The sequence below is a fragment of the uncultured Methanobrevibacter sp. genome, assembly GCF_937906425.1.
Lineage (GTDB): Archaea > Methanobacteriota > Methanobacteria > Methanobacteriales > Methanobacteriaceae > Methanobrevibacter.
In genome coordinates this window covers 1-15,955 of sequence record NZ_CALCYR010000098.1, presented here as the reverse complement: position 1 = coordinate 15,955, position 15,955 = coordinate 1, and the positions used below count along the sequence as shown (strand labels likewise).

The 15,955-nt window shown below is 32.2% G+C and carries 14 protein-coding genes, 1 pseudogene and 1 riboswitch; of the genes and pseudogenes, 10 read left to right on the top strand and 5 right to left on the bottom strand.

What is annotated here, in order from left to right; all coding sequences use genetic code 11:
* Positions 1-105: 105 nt before the first annotated feature.
* Positions 106-537 (top strand): 6,7-dimethyl-8-ribityllumazine synthase, encoded by a 432-nt coding sequence (ribH, locus tag Q0138_RS02585; protein WP_297980522.1) that lies wholly within the window; start codon positions 106-108, stop codon positions 535-537.
* Positions 538-783: 246 nt separating this feature from the next.
* Complete coding sequence (gene mmp11, locus Q0138_RS02580) at positions 784-1,722, top strand: methanogenesis marker protein 11 (protein ID WP_297980520.1); 939 nt, start codon at positions 784-786, stop codon at positions 1,720-1,722.
* A gap of 206 nt (positions 1,723-1,928) precedes the next feature.
* Here the strand turns inward: mmp11 and dusB are convergent, their stop codons facing one another.
* Positions 1,929-2,909 carry a tRNA dihydrouridine synthase DusB gene (dusB, locus tag Q0138_RS02575; RefSeq protein WP_297980519.1) on the bottom strand — a complete coding sequence of 327 codons (981 nt, stop codon included), beginning with the start codon at positions 2,907-2,909 and terminating at the stop codon, positions 1,929-1,931.
* A 358-nt stretch (positions 2,910-3,267) separates the two neighbouring features.
* Positions 3,268-3,433, top strand: a riboswitch (FMN riboswitch).
* 146 nt (positions 3,434-3,579) lie between these two features.
* On the opposite strand from dusB, the gene ribB reads away from it, so the two are divergent.
* Together ribB and tfrA are read left to right on the top strand one after the other, a co-directional pair.
* Positions 3,580-4,221, top strand: coding sequence for a 3,4-dihydroxy-2-butanone-4-phosphate synthase (ribB, locus tag Q0138_RS02570; RefSeq protein ID WP_297980518.1), 642 nt, complete (start codon positions 3,580-3,582; stop codon positions 4,219-4,221).
* Between the two features lie 71 nt (positions 4,222-4,292).
* Positions 4,293-5,948 (top strand): fumarate reductase (CoM/CoB) subunit TfrA, encoded by a 1,656-nt coding sequence (tfrA, locus tag Q0138_RS02565; protein ID WP_297980516.1) that lies wholly within the window; start codon positions 4,293-4,295, stop codon positions 5,946-5,948.
* 273 nt (positions 5,949-6,221) lie between these two features.
* On the opposite strand, the gene Q0138_RS02560 is transcribed toward tfrA, so the two are convergent.
* Entirely contained in the window at positions 6,222-6,605 is a 384-nt protein-coding gene (locus Q0138_RS02560; protein WP_297980515.1) for a helix-turn-helix domain-containing protein, read from the bottom strand.
* Positions 6,606-6,947: 342 nt separating this feature from the next.
* Between Q0138_RS02560 and Q0138_RS02555 the strand changes: the two genes are divergently transcribed.
* The 3 genes from Q0138_RS02555 to Q0138_RS02545 all read left to right on the top strand — a co-directional run bounded on the left by Q0138_RS02555 (position 6,948) and on the right by Q0138_RS02545 (position 9,682).
* Complete coding sequence (locus tag Q0138_RS02555; RefSeq protein ID WP_297980514.1) at positions 6,948-7,283, top strand: hypothetical protein; 336 nt, start codon at positions 6,948-6,950, stop codon at positions 7,281-7,283.
* Positions 7,284-7,556: 273 nt separating this feature from the next.
* Positions 7,557-8,582, top strand: a complete 1,026-nt coding sequence (acgM, locus tag Q0138_RS02550) for a radical SAM/SPASM domain protein, ACGX system (protein ID WP_297980512.1) — start codon at positions 7,557-7,559, stop codon at positions 8,580-8,582.
* Between the two features lie 101 nt (positions 8,583-8,683).
* Positions 8,684-9,682, top strand: a complete 999-nt coding sequence (locus tag Q0138_RS02545; protein WP_297980510.1) for a zinc-binding dehydrogenase — start codon at positions 8,684-8,686, stop codon at positions 9,680-9,682.
* A gap of 213 nt (positions 9,683-9,895) precedes the next feature.
* Here Q0138_RS02545 and Q0138_RS02540 read toward each other — a convergent pair whose 3' ends face one another.
* Positions 9,896-10,351, bottom strand: a complete 456-nt coding sequence (locus Q0138_RS02540) for a MarR family winged helix-turn-helix transcriptional regulator (protein WP_297980508.1) — start codon at positions 10,349-10,351, stop codon at positions 9,896-9,898.
* Between the two features lie 11 nt (positions 10,352-10,362).
* Positions 10,363-11,523 carry an MFS transporter gene (locus Q0138_RS02535; protein WP_297980506.1) on the bottom strand — a complete coding sequence of 387 codons (1,161 nt, stop codon included), beginning with the start codon at positions 11,521-11,523 and terminating at the stop codon, positions 10,363-10,365.
* 449 nt (positions 11,524-11,972) lie between these two features.
* On the opposite strand from Q0138_RS02535, the gene Q0138_RS02530 reads away from it, so the two are divergent.
* Positions 11,973-13,091, top strand: a complete 1,119-nt coding sequence (locus Q0138_RS02530; protein WP_297980504.1) for an aldo/keto reductase — start codon at positions 11,973-11,975, stop codon at positions 13,089-13,091.
* A gap of 100 nt (positions 13,092-13,191) precedes the next feature.
* Positions 13,192-13,656: a flavodoxin gene (locus tag Q0138_RS02525; protein WP_297980502.1), complete on the top strand. Its 465-nt coding sequence runs from the start codon at positions 13,192-13,194 to the stop codon at positions 13,654-13,656.
* 206 nt (positions 13,657-13,862) lie between these two features.
* Here the strand turns inward: Q0138_RS02525 and Q0138_RS02520 are convergent, their stop codons facing one another.
* Positions 13,863-15,191, bottom strand: coding sequence for an amidohydrolase family protein (locus Q0138_RS02520; RefSeq protein WP_297980501.1), 1,329 nt, complete (start codon positions 15,189-15,191; stop codon positions 13,863-13,865).
* Positions 15,192-15,659: 468 nt separating this feature from the next.
* On the opposite strand from Q0138_RS02520, the pseudogene Q0138_RS02515 reads away from it, so the two are divergent.
* Positions 15,660-15,955 (top strand): annotated as a pseudogene (locus Q0138_RS02515) (beta-CASP ribonuclease aCPSF1); the annotation flags it as partial.

Sequence of the window (15,955 nt, the reverse complement as noted above, 5' to 3'; positions counted from 1 at the left end):
AAATTACATTAGTAATGTAAACGCTAAAGGCAAATAAATAATAAAAGTTTAAATAAAAAATAAAAATAAGGATTATTTAATTATTTTATATTTGGAGGAAAAATTATGGCAAAATACAAAATAGGCGCAGTTGTCGCTGAATTTAATTATGATATTACCCATATGATGTTAGAACTTGCAAAATCTGAAGCAGAAGTTCGTGATTGTGAAATTACCAAAATTGTAATGGTACCTGGCGTATTTGATATGCCTCTTGCAATTAAAAAATTAACTGAAGCAGACGAAGAAGGTAAAATTGACCTTGATTGTATAATCACTCTCGGTACAGTTATCGAAGGTGCAACTGACCACGATCAAATCGTTGCACAACATGCTTCTCGTAAAATCGCTGATTTATCATTAGACTGGGGCAAACCAATTTCCTTAGGAATCAGTGGCCCTGGAATGACCAGATTAGATGCACACAGAAGAGTTACCTATGGTAAAAGTGCAGTTGAAGCAGCTGTTAAAATGTGTGACAGATTACAAGAAATTTAATTTTAAACCAAATGGGAATTCTAGAATAATTATAATAAAGTTTAATTACAAAATTATTAAAATTTATTTAAAACCATTTAAATAAATAAATAAATAAACTATTAAAATTCTTATTAAACATTTTAATAATAGAAAAAAATCTTTATTTTAAATATAAATTCTTTAGAATTCTTAAAACTTTTTTTAAACAAATTTTAAACTATTTTATCAACAATTTTTTAAGAATTTTTCATTATAGATGATAGTATGGAAATTTTAAAACCTGAAGAGTTAAAAGAAAAATTTGATGACCCTTGGATTGCTCCATATGAAAAAGTCATTACCATGGCAGATGGAGACACTGTAGAACTTATTGAATACCACCCATGTCCTAGTGGTTCCAACTGGTTATTATACCAATATCAACACAGCAGTGAACTTATCATTGATGCTAAAAGGGATGGAAACAAACACACTTACATCTGTAAGGCTGGAAGAAAACCTATTGACCTTAAGGCAAGCATCAATGCAGCCGGAATCGAGGAAGTAGTAATCGATGAAGAGAAAAATGAAGTGAAAGTTACTCACGGCGGTTTAGCTGGCGCTGGTGTTGGAGCTGGAATGTGCAGAGGAATGGGAGAAGGCGTAAAATACATAGAACTCCTTGAAGTTGGAGGAGGAAGTAAGGAAGGCAAGGCTACAGTAGTTACTCCAAAATATGAAAAATTGGTCATTGGCATAGATGACACTGATGTAAAGGACGCTGGAGCAACCTGGACAATGGCTCACAATATAGGTCTTCAATTAAAAGAGGAAGGTTTTGAATATTTAGACCATATTATTGTTCAATTATTCCCACACAATCCTCACAAGACACAAAACTGTGTTTCCATTGCATTGACCTTTGCAGTATTGGAGGAGGATAAGGAAAAACTAATCAACAGACTTATTGAGATTCTAAAACATGATACATTATCAGACAAGACAGCTATCGCCATTTTGGAAGGAATTGGAATTCCTGAAAAATTAAGGGAATATGCAATAGCTACCAAAACAGGAATGATGGATGTTGAAACTGCTGAAAAATTAGCAGAAGAATTGGACATTCCTCTTATAGCGGTTACAGGAGATCAGGGAAAAGTAGGTGCACTTGCAGCTCTTGGCCTTTATGATGATGTTGATGAAGCTGTTAAGGTTTATTATTAACCCCAGCTTTTCCGCTGGCTTCGCCAGCGCAAAACCTGGACCAAAATCTTGTCAAAATTCTTAAAAAACCTGAATTTTTTATTTTATTCCTGTTAAAATTCTTAAAAAACCTGAATTTTTTATTTTATTCTTGATTATTTTTTCTTCTTTTATTTTCTTTTAATTCTATTTTTAATTACTTTTTTAATAAATTCTGATTTGAATAATTACAATTCCAAAGAGTCCACATAATCATCCAATAGATTAAACAATTCCTCTTTAGTATTTGTCTTAAAAATATTCTGTTTTAATTCAATTGTTTTTGGCATTTTCTTAACATAATATGCTGCTTGAGATCTCATTTTAGGAATAGCTACAGGCTCAGTCTTATTTTTAATAAGTAATTCTGTGTGTTTTTTAAGCATATCCATCTTCTCTTCAATTGAAATTTCTCTAGGGAGAATACCCTTGTCCAAGTAATCAGCACATTCCTTTATAAGCCATGGATTGCCAAGAGAAGCTCTTCCAATCATTACTGCATCACAACCTGTATAGTCAAGCATTGCCTTTGCATCAAAACAGGATTTAACATCCCCATTACCGATAACTGGAATGTCCAGATTTTCCTTCACTTCCCTTATGATTGACCAATCGGATTGGCCTGCATAGTTTTGGTCCTTTGTTCTTGGATGTACAGTAATAGCTGAAGCTCCCGCCTCCTCCACTGCCTTTGCAATTTCAAGTGCATTGATATGATTCTTGTCCCAACCACTTCTTATCTTTACTGTAATTGGAATTGGAACTTTTTCCACAATGCTTTCAACAATCTTATAGGCCTTCTGCTTATCTTTCATTAAGGCACAGCCAGAACCTGAACGCATTGTTACCTTAGGAACTGGACAACCCATGTTTATATCAATGATGTCTGCCAAGGTATTTTCATAAATGTAATTGGAGGCAAATTCAAGGGATTCAAGCTCAGAACCAACAATTTGCTGTGAGAGAGGTTTTTCATAATCAGTCATGTAAAGCATTTCCTTGGTTTTCCAATTGCCATACATGATTGCCTTATCAGAAACCATTTCACATTCAATAAGGCCACAGCCCATTGATTTGACAATGGTTCTAAAGGCAGAATCACAAATCCCAGCCATTGGAGCAAGAGCAATCTGATTTTCAATTCTCACATTTCCAATTTTCCATTTCATAGAATCACAAAAAATAATTAAAATTCATTGAATTAAATAATAATAAAAATTAGACTTTTAAATTAATCAAAAAGGCAAATTGAGTTCAAATCAAATGAAAATTATAATTTAATAAACTAGAATTAAACTCAATCATTATTATATTTATTAAAAAACTATTTAAAAATTATTAGAATGAAAATTTTTAAAAAACATTAGCAAAAAAATTTTGAAAAAAACAATTAAAATTTATTAAAATCAATAAAAATAGAATAAAATTATTAAAAAAATTAATTAAAAAAAATATGTAAATAAAAATTTCTAAACAAATTATCTTATAATTATATAAAAGTATTTTAAGTACTAACAATATATTTTAATATATTCTCAGGGCGGAGTGAAATTCTCCACCGGTGGTGATTCATTCGAAACATATAAAACTAATAATAACTAATCATAAAATGATAAGTCCACGAGCACAGGAAAGTGTTGATTTGGTGAAAGTCCAAAACCGACGGTTAAAGTCCGGATGGAAGAGAATATGAAATTTAAGTAAATATCTACAAGATTAGACATCAATATATTATTTTTAAAGATCATACTGATTTACTTAAACAAAAATATCCTTTTTTTGCCCTGATTCTAGTATTAGAATCTAGAACACTTAAAAAACAATTAATGGAGCTTTACTATGAATCAAGAAGAAAGTTTAAAAGGAAGTCCTATAGAAAGAGTAGAAATTGCATTAGAATCTATAAAAGCAGGAAATGGAGTTATTGTAACAGACAATGAAGATAGGGAAAATGAAGGAGACATGATTTTCTCATCAGAATACTTAACAGAAGAACAAATGGCACTTCTAATTCGTGAAGGAAGTGGAATTGTATGTTTATGTCTAACTCAAGAAAAAGCAGATGCTCTTGAACTTCCATTAATGGTAGAAAACAATACAAGTACTTATGGTACTGGATTTACAATTACTATTGAAGCTGCAGAAGGCGTAACTACCGGAGTATCAGCAGCAGACAGAGTAACAACTGTTAAGGCAGCATCAGCAGTAGATGCAAAACCTAGTGATTTACACCACCCGGGACATGTGTTCCCACTTAGAGCAAGACCTGGCGGAGTTCTTGAAAGGGACGGTCACACAGAAGCGACCATTGACCTTATGAGACTTGCAGGATTAAACCCATGCGGAGTATTATGTGAAATTACCCTTCCAAATGGAACAATGGCTAGAATGCCTGACGTTATTGAGTTTTCTAAAGAACATGACATGCCTGTTGTTACAATCGAAGACATAATTACCTACCGTAAAGAAAATAATATTTAAAAAATCGTTAAACTACTTACAAGTTAAGGGATTTATTTCAATTTACTTAATCAATGAAAGTGAGTGAAACTATGGAAAGTGAGATTATAAAATCAGATGTTTTGATAATAGGTTCTGGAGGTGCAGGCTGCAGAGCAGCTATAGAAGTATCAAATGAAGGAAAAGAACCTTTAATAGTTTCAAAAGGATTATCATTTAGATCTGGTTGTACAGGAATGGCAGAAGGAGGTTACAATGCTGCACTTGGACTTGTAGACCCTGAAGACAGTGTTGAAGCCCACATTAAAGACACCCTAAAGGGTGGAAGCTATCTTAACGACCCTAAATTGGTAGATGTTTTAATCAATGAATCTCCAAACAGATTAGCAGATTTGGAAGAATATGGAGCATTGTTTGATAGACAAGAATCCGGTGAACTTAATCAAAGACCATTTGGTGGACAAACTTACAGAAGAACATGTTTCCAAGGAGATAGAACAGGTCATGAAATAATGACTGCACTAAAGGAGGAAATCATAAAACGCTCCATTAGAACCATTGATGAAGTAATGATTACAAAACTTATTTTAGACCCTAAAGAAAGCTTTATTCCAAAGGTTATTGGAGCGGTAGGTCTTGACTTAAAAAATTCCAAAACAATCTTTTTCCAGGCAAAGGCAGTTATCCTTGCAACTGGAGGGGCTGGCCAACTATTCCCTGTAACTTCAAATACAACCCAAAAGAATGGGGACGGATTTGCACTTGCATGGTATGCAGGAGCAGACCTTATTGATATGGAAGAGATCCAATTCCACCCAACAGGAATGGTCTATCCGGATTCAAGAAAGGGAGTGCTTGTAACCGAGGCTGTAAGAGCAGAAGGTGGAAAGCTCATAAACAGCGAAGGGGAAAGATTCATGGGAAGATATGATGATAGAATGGAACTTGCTACACGTGATGTGGTGGCCAGATCCATCTATAATGAAATCATGGAAGGCAGAGGAACCGAACATGGCGGCGTTTACCTTGATGTAAGTCATCTTGACCCTGAATTGATAGAGGAAAAACTGGAAACCATGGTGCTTCAGTTTGAGGACATTGGGGTTGACATTAGAAAAGAACCTATGGAAGTTGCTCCAACCGCTCACCACCATATGGGCGGACTTAGAATTAATCCGGACGCTTCAAGCAGTGTTGAAAACCTATTCGGCGCAGGAGAAGTCTGTGGAGGAGTTCATGGAGCTAACCGTCTTGGCGGAAACGCTTTGGCAGACACTCAGGTATTTGGTAAAATAGCTGGATATTCAGCAGCAAGCGCATGTGACATTGCAGAGCTTAGATACAACAATGAAATGGTTGAAGAGGAAGAGAAAAGAATCAAAGGCCTCATAAAAGAGGGAAGCATTGATCCTGCAGAAATGAAAAGTGAAATCCAGCAATTGATGTGGGAAAAGGTTTCCATTGTAAGAAATGAGCAAAACCTAAAATCAGCTCTTGAAAGACTTTATGAAATGAAAGAGGAATTGAATGATCTTGACGTTGATGACAGAACCCAATTCAATACATCCTTAATTACAGCCCTTGAAGTAATCAATATGGTTGAAATTTGTATTTTAATTGTAAAATCAGCCATATTAAGACGTGAAAGTAGAGGAGCTCATTTCAGAGAAGACTTCCCTGAAAGCAAAGAGGAATGGAAAAAGAGTATTGTAATGAGCCCAAGTAAGATTAGGTTTGCTAAACGTTAAAAAGTCATGATAACTCTTAATTTAAATAAAGCAAAGAAAAGCATTTTTGTGGAGATTTCTCCACTTTTTTTATCCAATGAAATTTAGTTCGTAAGTGTTAAAATTAATTGAAAATTTATAAAAAATTAGAAATAATTAATAATTTTTAAAAAAAACGAATGAAAAAATTTAAAAAAATAAAAAATTAGAAATAATTAATAATTTTTAAAAAAACTAATAAAAAAAATTTTAAAAAAAATAAAAAATTAGAAAAAAATAAAAAATTAGAAAAAATTAATCAAACAATTGATCCTTAAACATTTTAGCAATGCTTACCTTCTCCTCTTCAGTATAATACTCATTATCAATGTCTGTTGTTAATGAAAACATAGCTAATTCATAAAGAACCTTATTTAATGCCAATCCTTTTTCAGTTAATTGATATTCAATATTTAAAGTGTCTGAGTCATCAACAATTCTTTTTATAAGGCCATTAGCTTCCATTTCCTTTAAACAATTGGATAAAACTTTATTGGACAAATTAGGTTTTCCTTCCTTAAATTCATTAAAACGAGAAACTCCAAAAAACATGTCTCTCAATAATTGAATAACCCATTTTTTATTAATTAAGCCCATAGCCAATTCAACAGGACACTTTTTAACTTGTTCTTCTTCCATTTTAATTCCCCTAAGAATAATACTAATTTTATTAAACAAATTATTAAAAATATAAAGTTACCATATGGTAACTTAAAAAAAGCAATTAAACACTGAAAAACTAAAATACCAAGTTAAAAAAAGTAAATTAAACACTAAAAAACTAAAATACCAAGTTAAAAAAAGTAAATTGGCCCATTAAAATCAAAAAAGGTAAAATTTAAAAAAGACAAATATTTTATTAAGTTACTTTTCAGTAACTAATTGATATTTATTTATAAAAAATAAAAAATATTATTAAAGTTTTAATAATAAAATTACTTAATTTTAAGATTTTAACTTTAAAAATTAGGAGAAATAAATATGTTTAAATTAAATGCATGGACTAAAGAAGACAAATATTATAGTTCCAAAATTGCAGGAAATTACTTTACTATTTCTACAGCTTGCGGAGAAGAAGTAAACACAGCATGTGGTGAAGAAGTAAACACTGCTTGCGGAGAAGAAAGACTCAGCACAGCTTGCGGTGAAGAAAGATTCTCAACTGCATGTGGCGAAGAAATCAGCACCGCATGCGGAGAAGAAGTAAGCACAGCATGCGGAGAAGAAAGACTCAGCACTGCATGTGGCGAAGAAAGATTCTCAACCGCTTGTGGAGAAGACATTTACACCGCTTGTGGAACTGACCTCTTTAACTAAATCCAAAAATAAATACAATCCCAATTCCTTAATTTAATTAAGGAATTTATTTATTTTTTTAATTAAAATTATTACAATGCATAATTACGATTTAAGACTTAAATCTACTATTTTTTTAAAAATAACTACTTATTAATCTCTATTTTAAAAAAATACTAAAATAATACTTAATCAGCTACTATTTTAAAAAAATCTAATTAATTAGCTTTTAAAAAAATTTATAAAAAAGCTAAAACAATATAAAACTATAAAAAACTATTTTTAGGTATTAAAATGACAGATTTCTTTCCTTTTCAATTTCACATAACCGATGACTGTGATCAAAGATGCAAACATTGCTATATCTTCTCAGAAGAAAACGACAAGCCAATAATCACAATGGAGTATGATGATATAGAAAAGGTTTTTTACAATTGTCTGGATATGTGTAAAAAGACCGGCAGAAAAGCTTTTTTTACAATAACCGGTGGAGATCCAATATTACACCCCGACTTTTGGAAGGTTCTGGAATTTTTAAAGTCAAATAAGATACCTTTTGGAATATTGGGAAATCCATTTCATCTAAACGATGATGTTTGCAAAAGCCTAGCTTCATATGGCTGCAGATTTTACCAATTGTCATTGGACGGTTTAAAGGACACTCACGATTATTTCAGAAAGGAAGGCTCATTTTACACAACACTTGAAAAGATAGCTCCGCTAAAGAAGGCAGGAATTCATGCAAACATTATGACAACAGTTTCCAAAACAAATATTGATGAGATTCCAGAGCTTATTGAAAAGGTTGTGGAATATGAGGCCGATCTGTTTACATTTGCAAGATATTGTCCTACAAGCTTTGAAAAAAGCGCACAAATGTCAGCTGAAGAGTATAGGGAACTTCTTGACACCTGCTTTAATATTTATGAAAAACATAAAAAGAGCAAAACCAATTTCAGCTTAAAAGACCACTTGTGGACCCTTTATCTATATGAAAAGGGATTGTTTAAAATTCCTGAAAACCTTAAGGAAGATGTTATTTACGATGGCTGCAATTGCGGAATAGGCCATTTGACAATTCTGCCAAGCGGTGATGTTTTTGCATGCAGAAGAATGGACAGCAAAGTTGGAAATGCACTTGAAGAAAGCATCTATGAGATTTTTACAGGAGAAAAGATGAATTACTACAGACAATATGAGAAATTTGAAAAATGTTCAAAATGTGAACTTCTAAGGTTCTGTAGAGGCTGCCCTTCAGTAAGCTATGGCTATACTCATAATCCTTATTCCCCAGACCCTCAATGCTGGAAAGAACTTTAAAAAATAAGATAATCTTCTTAACCCTAAACCATGAAAAATAAAATTAAAAAAATATTTTAAACCCCAAACTAATGCTAAATAAATTAAATTAAGGTGATTATATGAAAGCAATAGTCCTTGAAAAAACCTGTAAGGCAGAAGACTTAAAAGTTAGCCAAGTAAAAATCCCAGAAGTGGTTGAAAACAGAGTGCTCATAAAAGTAAAAGGATTTGGAATCAACCGTTCTGAAGTTATTTTAAGAGACTATGAAGCTGACGAACCATATATCAAACTTCCAAGAATTCCTGGAATTGAATGTGTAGGAGAAATCATTGATCCCTCAAACAGCTCATTTGAAAAGGGAGAGATTGTATGCTGCCTGATGGGAGGAATGGGCCGTAGCTTTGATGGAAGCTATGCAGAATATGCCTCAATACCTATAAAAAATACTTTCAAAATAGAAAAAGACACTTTAGATAAGTTAAGCCTTGAAGAAATAATATCAATCCCCGAAACTTATTTCACTGCTTTCGGTTCATTATTTGAATGCTTAAACTTAAAAGAAGAGGATATTCTTTTAGTCAGAGGCGGAACAAGTGCTGCAGGACTAAGCGCTATTCAATTGGCAAAAGCAATGAATTGTACAGTCATTGCAACAAGTAGAAATAATCAAGGAATAGCTAAATTAAAGGAAGGGAATGTGGATTACGCCATTATAGATAATGGTGAAATTGAAGAAGCTGTTTTAAAGGCATGCCCTGATGGAGCAGATAAGATATTGGATTTGATTGGGGCAAAATCAATTAAAGACTCATTCAATTGCCTAAAATTCAGAGGAATATTATGCATTACAGGCATTTTAGGTGGAGAGGAATATATTAAAAACTTTGATCCGATTACAGGAGTGCCGAATGGCAAATATCTAACTGGATTTTATAGCAATTATCCAAACCAAGAGACAATAGACAATCTATTCAATTTCATAATAAGTCACAATATCAAGCCAAACATATCAAAAGTATTCACTGATTTGGAAGACATCGGCAAAGCACATAAACTCATGGAAAATAATGAGGCTCATGGAAAAATCGTCTTTAAATTAGAAGAACTAGATGATTAAATCCAAAAACTGAGAATACTATTTTTTTTAAAATAAATTAGAAAATTAAATAAGTAAAAAATAAGTAAAAAATAAGTAAATAAAAAGAATAATAAATATATTTTAATAATTTGGTGGATTTATCCACCTTTTTTTATAAAAGCAAGAATAGTTCGTATAATCATAAACCATAATGGTTTAAAAAATAATTAAAAAATAATTATTAAAAAATAATTATAAATTCTCAGTCTCTTTAACAACCTTAAATAAAGCCTTTTTCATTACTTTAAGCTCATCCTCATCAAGAGACTTTGAGACAAAATTTTCCCAATAGTCAACAAACTTGATTGCTTTATCAGTAGTCTTTTCACCTTTCTTAGTCAAATTGACTATTTTTATGCGATGATTGGAAGGGTCTTCCATCCTAGTTATTAAACCGGCGTCCTCAAATCTTCTAAGGAGTTTAGCGGTATAACCTTCACTTACCTGAAACAAATGAACCAAGTCTTTTTGAGTGCTTTTGTCTGTAAATCTTATTCTTAACAAGAAAGGAAGTTCTGTTAAATTCACATCATCATCTTCCCAATTTTCAGACATGAACTCCTTATAACTTCCTACCAATTCCTCTACATAATGATAAATCCTAATATCCTCTGCATCACGTTCCCTAAACTGATTAGGCAATTCCATTTTATCACCTTTCATAATTTATTTTGAACAACATCATATTTACTTGTTCTTGTAAACAATAAGACCAAATCAATAACCAGCACAAGAATTGCTGCAATCATGACATATCTAACTCCCCATGTCATCACAACAAGCCCTGCAATAGTGGTTCCCAATGTGATACCAACATTTCCCATGCTTAAGAATATCCCATTTGCAAATTCGGGAGCTTCTGGGGCAGATGAAACCATCCAATATTGAGAAATGTCATTGCCTATACCTGCAAGAAGACCCCAAATAAACATTATGATGACTGTAGGAATCGGATAGTATCCTAAGAAAAAGATTCCTAAAAGCAAAATGCTGAAAATTATAGGGAATATAAGCACAGACTTATTTGGACTCTTATCAAGCAATTTAGCACCAAGCCAATTGCCTATTATTGAAGCCACCCCATAAATAAACAACACTATGCTTAAGTCAGTGCCCACTATATTTGTTATAACTCCTAAAAACTCAGAAATATAGGAATAGGAAGTGTACATACCTCCATTAAGGAAAATCACCCCTAAAATGGAAATAATGAATACTCCTGTTTTTGCAACAGAGACCTGATTTCCATATGACTGTTCCTTTCCAGGCAAACTAGGGAAAAAGATTATAGTAGCAATCAATGCAATAAATGTCACTACTGCAAACCAGATCATTGCAAATTGATATCCGAAATTGCTTGCCACAAAAGTTGTTATTGGAACTCCAATAATCATTCCTGCACTAACTCCCATAATAACTTTACTTACACTAGACTGTGCTTTTTCAGCTTCAACAATCTCTGCTGCTACAGTTAATGCAAGCCCGCAATAGACAGGATGCACAATTGCTGGAATAATCCTGCAAATCAATGCAATATTGAAATCCCTTACAAAAGCGCCAATTAAAGAAAATATTGTGAAAACTGCTAAAACCATAACAAAGCTTTTCTTTCTGTCAAATTTGCTGAATACTAACGGCATAAAAATACCGCAAATAGCTATAACCAAAGCAAATAAACTGACAAATAAACCTGCTTGAGTAATTGAAACATTAAAATAATCAGAAATTTGAGGCAGTATGCCTACAACACCCATTTCAGTGCTTAAAACACCAAAAGTACCTAACATCATTATATAAATTATTAAATCTTCCTTATTCATTTTCTAACCACTACAACTTTCTAAGCACTGCAACTCTCTAAGCATACAACACTCTAAGCACTGCAACTCTCTAAGCATACAAGATTCTAAGCACTGCAAATATAAAAATCATATCCCTAAAAGGCATTAATTATGATAAATTTTTTAGACTTTTTCAATTTCCAAAGGTAACTCTTTCCTTTGAAAAGATTTATATATTAAATTATACATATCAAAGTATATAAACTTATAGAAAATCCATAATCAACCAAACTGATAAAGATTGATTTTATATTTTTTTATTAGAAAATAATAAGACAAATCTAAAGACAATATTAATAAAAAAAATCTTAAAATACTGATAAAAAAATCTTAAAATACTAAAATGAAATCTTAAAATACTGATAAAAAAATCTTAAAATACTAAAATGAAATCTTAAAAAAATTATAAATGGATGAGAGTGATTAAAATGGCAGAAGATGTAATGTTTGGATTTGGAGCTATGAGATTAGACCTTGAAGACGAAAATGATCCAAGTTCCATTAAACAGGAAGAATTCAACGACATGGTTGACTATTATATGAATCAGGGATTTAACTACTTCGACACCTCCTATGCATACCACGATGGAACATCTGAGATTGCATTAAGAGAGGGACTTGTCAAAAGATATCCTAGAGAATCATTCAGAATAGCTGACAAAATGCCAACATGGGCATTGACTTGCGAAGAGGACAATGAAAAATTCGTAAACATCATGCTTGAAAGGTTAGGAACAGACTATTTCGACGTATTCCTAATCCATAACATAAATGAAGCTTTCCTCAAGCTTGCCGAAAATGCAAAAACATTCCAATACATTCAAAAAATGAAAGAAAATGGAATAGCTAAAAAAATAGGAATAAGCTATCATGACAAATCCGACCTATTGGAAAAGATTCTTGAAAAATACGGAGACATTCTCGATGTGGTCCAATTGCAATTAAACTATCTGGACTGGGAAAGCAATTTGACCGAATCCAGAAAAAACTATGAAGTCTGTGAGAAATACGGCCTTGAAGTAGTTGTAATGGAACCTATAAAAGGTGGAACATTAGTTGAATTCCCAGAAGATATAATGAACCAATTTAAAGAGTATGATGACCAGACAAAACCTCTAGAATGGGCTTTAAGATTTGCAGCAAGTCCGAAAAACGTCAAGGTAGTTTTAAGTGGCATGGGAAACATTGAACAGATGAAGGAAAATTGCAAAGTCTTTAAGCATTTCACTCCAATAGAGCAAAAAGATGAAGAGTTCCTACTTAAAATGGCCGAAGAGATAAAGAAACTCATTGCGATTCCTTGCAGTTACTGTGGATACTGCCTAAAGGAATGTGCAATAGGCATTCCAATTCCGGATTATTTTGAATTGTACAATAGTGAAAAGATGTTTTCACTTCCATCAATATCTGCAATTTATGGAACAACATCTGCAACAAACCCTAAAGCATCAGAATGCATTGAATGCGAAAACTGCCTAGAAATCTGTACTCAAAAGCTAGACATTCCAGAATTATTAAAGGATGTCGTTGATTGCTTTGGATTTTAGAAGATTATTCGAATAAAAAAATAAGAAAATAAAATAAGAAAAAAAATAAGAAAAAAAAATAAAAAAATAAAATAAGAAAATATAATAAAAAGGCGATATTATGAAAACTTTAGTGACATATTTCTCAGCAAGTGGAGTAACTAAAAAAGTAGCGGAAAAGATAAGAGACGTACTTGAAGCAGACATATTTGAAATAGTTCCAGAAACCCCATATAGTGCTGCAGACTTAGACTACATGGACAAAAACAGCAGATCAACAATCGAAATGAATGACAAGTCTTTCAGACCTCCAATTAAGGAAAGCATTGATGTAGCAGAATATGATACAATAATCATTGGTTTTCCAGTATGGTGGTATACTGCACCTACAATAATCAACACATTCATTGAATCCTGCGACATGGCTGGAAAAACTGCAGTAGCATTCTGTACCTCTGGAGGAACAGGCATATCAGGATGTGAAAATGACTTGAAAAAGGCTTATCCTGAAATCAATTGGATTCCTGGAAAAAGATTATCCGGAAGAGAATCAGATGAGGAAATTAAAAGTCTAATAGAACAATGATTAAGTTTTAAAAAAGCATAAATAATAAAAATATATGATTCTTAAGTGTGAACTTTCAATCTTAATTGATTGATTTCCTGCTGGTGGAGTTTTCTCCACCTTTTTTTATAAATCCAAGAATAGTTCGTAATAAACAGAACAAAATAAAAGATAAAAAAATAATAAACTAAATAATAAACTAAATAATAAACTAAATAATTATTTAATTAGTCATCTTCAGCTTCCCTTAACTCTTTCATCTCGGAAATTGCTCTTTTTGCCTCAGCCAATATCTTATCCTCATCCACTGTTAACAATTTTCTATTTTCCATCAATATCTTACCATTACATATTGTAGTGTCAACATTGGATCCATTTGCTGAATAAACAAGATTGGAAGCAAGGGAATTACTTTGAGGAGTCATGTTAGGCTGTCTTGTATCAACAAGAATAAGGTCTGCCTTCTTTCCAACTTCAATAGTTCCTGCATCAATTCCTAAAGACCTTGCACCATTGACTGTAGCCATATTGATTACCTCATCAGCATTCAATACCTTAGGGTCAAGGGTTGAAAGCTTTTGAAGAAGGGAAGCAAACTTCATTTCATCAAACATGTCAAGATTATTGTTACTGCTTGCCCCATCAGTTCCAAGACCAACACAAATTCCTTGGCTTAAAAGTTCCCCAACAGGAGCGACCCCTGATGCAAGCTTCATATTACTGCATGGATTATGAGAAACCTTAACATCATTGTTTTTAATCAAGCTTATCTCATTTTCATCCAACCATACACAGTGAGCAGCCACAACATCTTCACCTAAGAAGCCTATGCTATCTAATAGCTCAAATGGTCTCTTATTGTCATGAGCTTCACCAACATCATTGATTTCCTTCATGGTTTCGTTCATATGAATGTGGATACCAACATTATACTTATCAGCTTCCTTTCTAACCCTTTCAAGAAGGTCGACTGAAGCGGTATAGCAGGAGTGTGGACCAAACCTTGCAGTGATTCTGCCATCTGCAGTATTGTTGTGATTTTTAACAAGAGCAATGTTTTCCTTAAACTCGTTTTCCCTCTTTTCAGCTATTCCAAAATCAATCATACCATAGGAAAGAACAGCTCTCATACCTATTTCATCAACTGCACGAGCAACGCCATCCATATAGAAATACATGTCTGAAAATGTGGTGGTACCTGACTTAATCATTTCACATGCTCCAAGCAATGCACCGATATAACAGTATTCCTCACTGAGATGGGCTTCCATAGGCCATATATGATCATTTAGCCATGTGTCCAATTCCAAGTCATCTGCAATTCCACGAAGAAGGGACATTGAAATGTGGGTGTGAGTGTTTACAAAACCTGGCATAAGTATTTTATCACTTGCATCTATTACCTTCTCAACACCGGAGGAGGAAATATCAGAAGAAATTTCTGAAATTTTATCACCAATGATTAAAACGTCAGTGTTATTTTTAGTTTCGGTTTGACCTTGACCTTTTGGATTTAATATACTTGCATTCTTGATTAATATACTTTGACTTTCCATAGAATCACTTTGTTTAATTAATCGTTTTTGTAATTTAATTAAAAGTTAATTAGAATTATATTATTTTAAACTCTCCTATCTACATATACTTAATAAGATTAAAATAAATTTACTAAAAAAATTTTATAATTAATTTAATTATTAACTAAACTTTGAGTTTAATTTTTTAACTGAATTATTAATAATTTTTTAACTAAACTATTATCTAAATTTTTTAAATTAAATTGTTTAACTAAATAATTAATTATTAAATTCTTATATTTTTCATATTACTATTTATTTTAAATAAATTTAAAGATTTTTATAAAAATGAGATTCGTTAGCAAAATTGTGAAAAATTTCTTAAAATAAGTCTTTTAAAATTACATGAAAATTACTTTCTTAAAATAAATTTTATAAAATTAATTAAAAATTGTTCTTAAAAAAATTTTTAAAATTCGTCTATTATTTGAAATATTACTTCCAAATAAAGGAAATCCTCTCCCATTTACATCAAAACATGTAAAACAGGCAATTAAAAATACAATAACTCTTGATTATGGTGAAGTGACAGACATTTCACCTGATATCAGATTAACATTGCATAATGCAGGACACATCTTAGGTTCAGCAATCTCACATATGCACATTGGAGACGGAGCTCACAATTTAGTATATACCGGAGATTTCAAATATGAACCATCAAGATTGCTTGAACCTGCAACAATCAGATTCCCACGTGCTGAAACTGTAATCATGGAAAGTACATACGGTGGAAAAGAAGA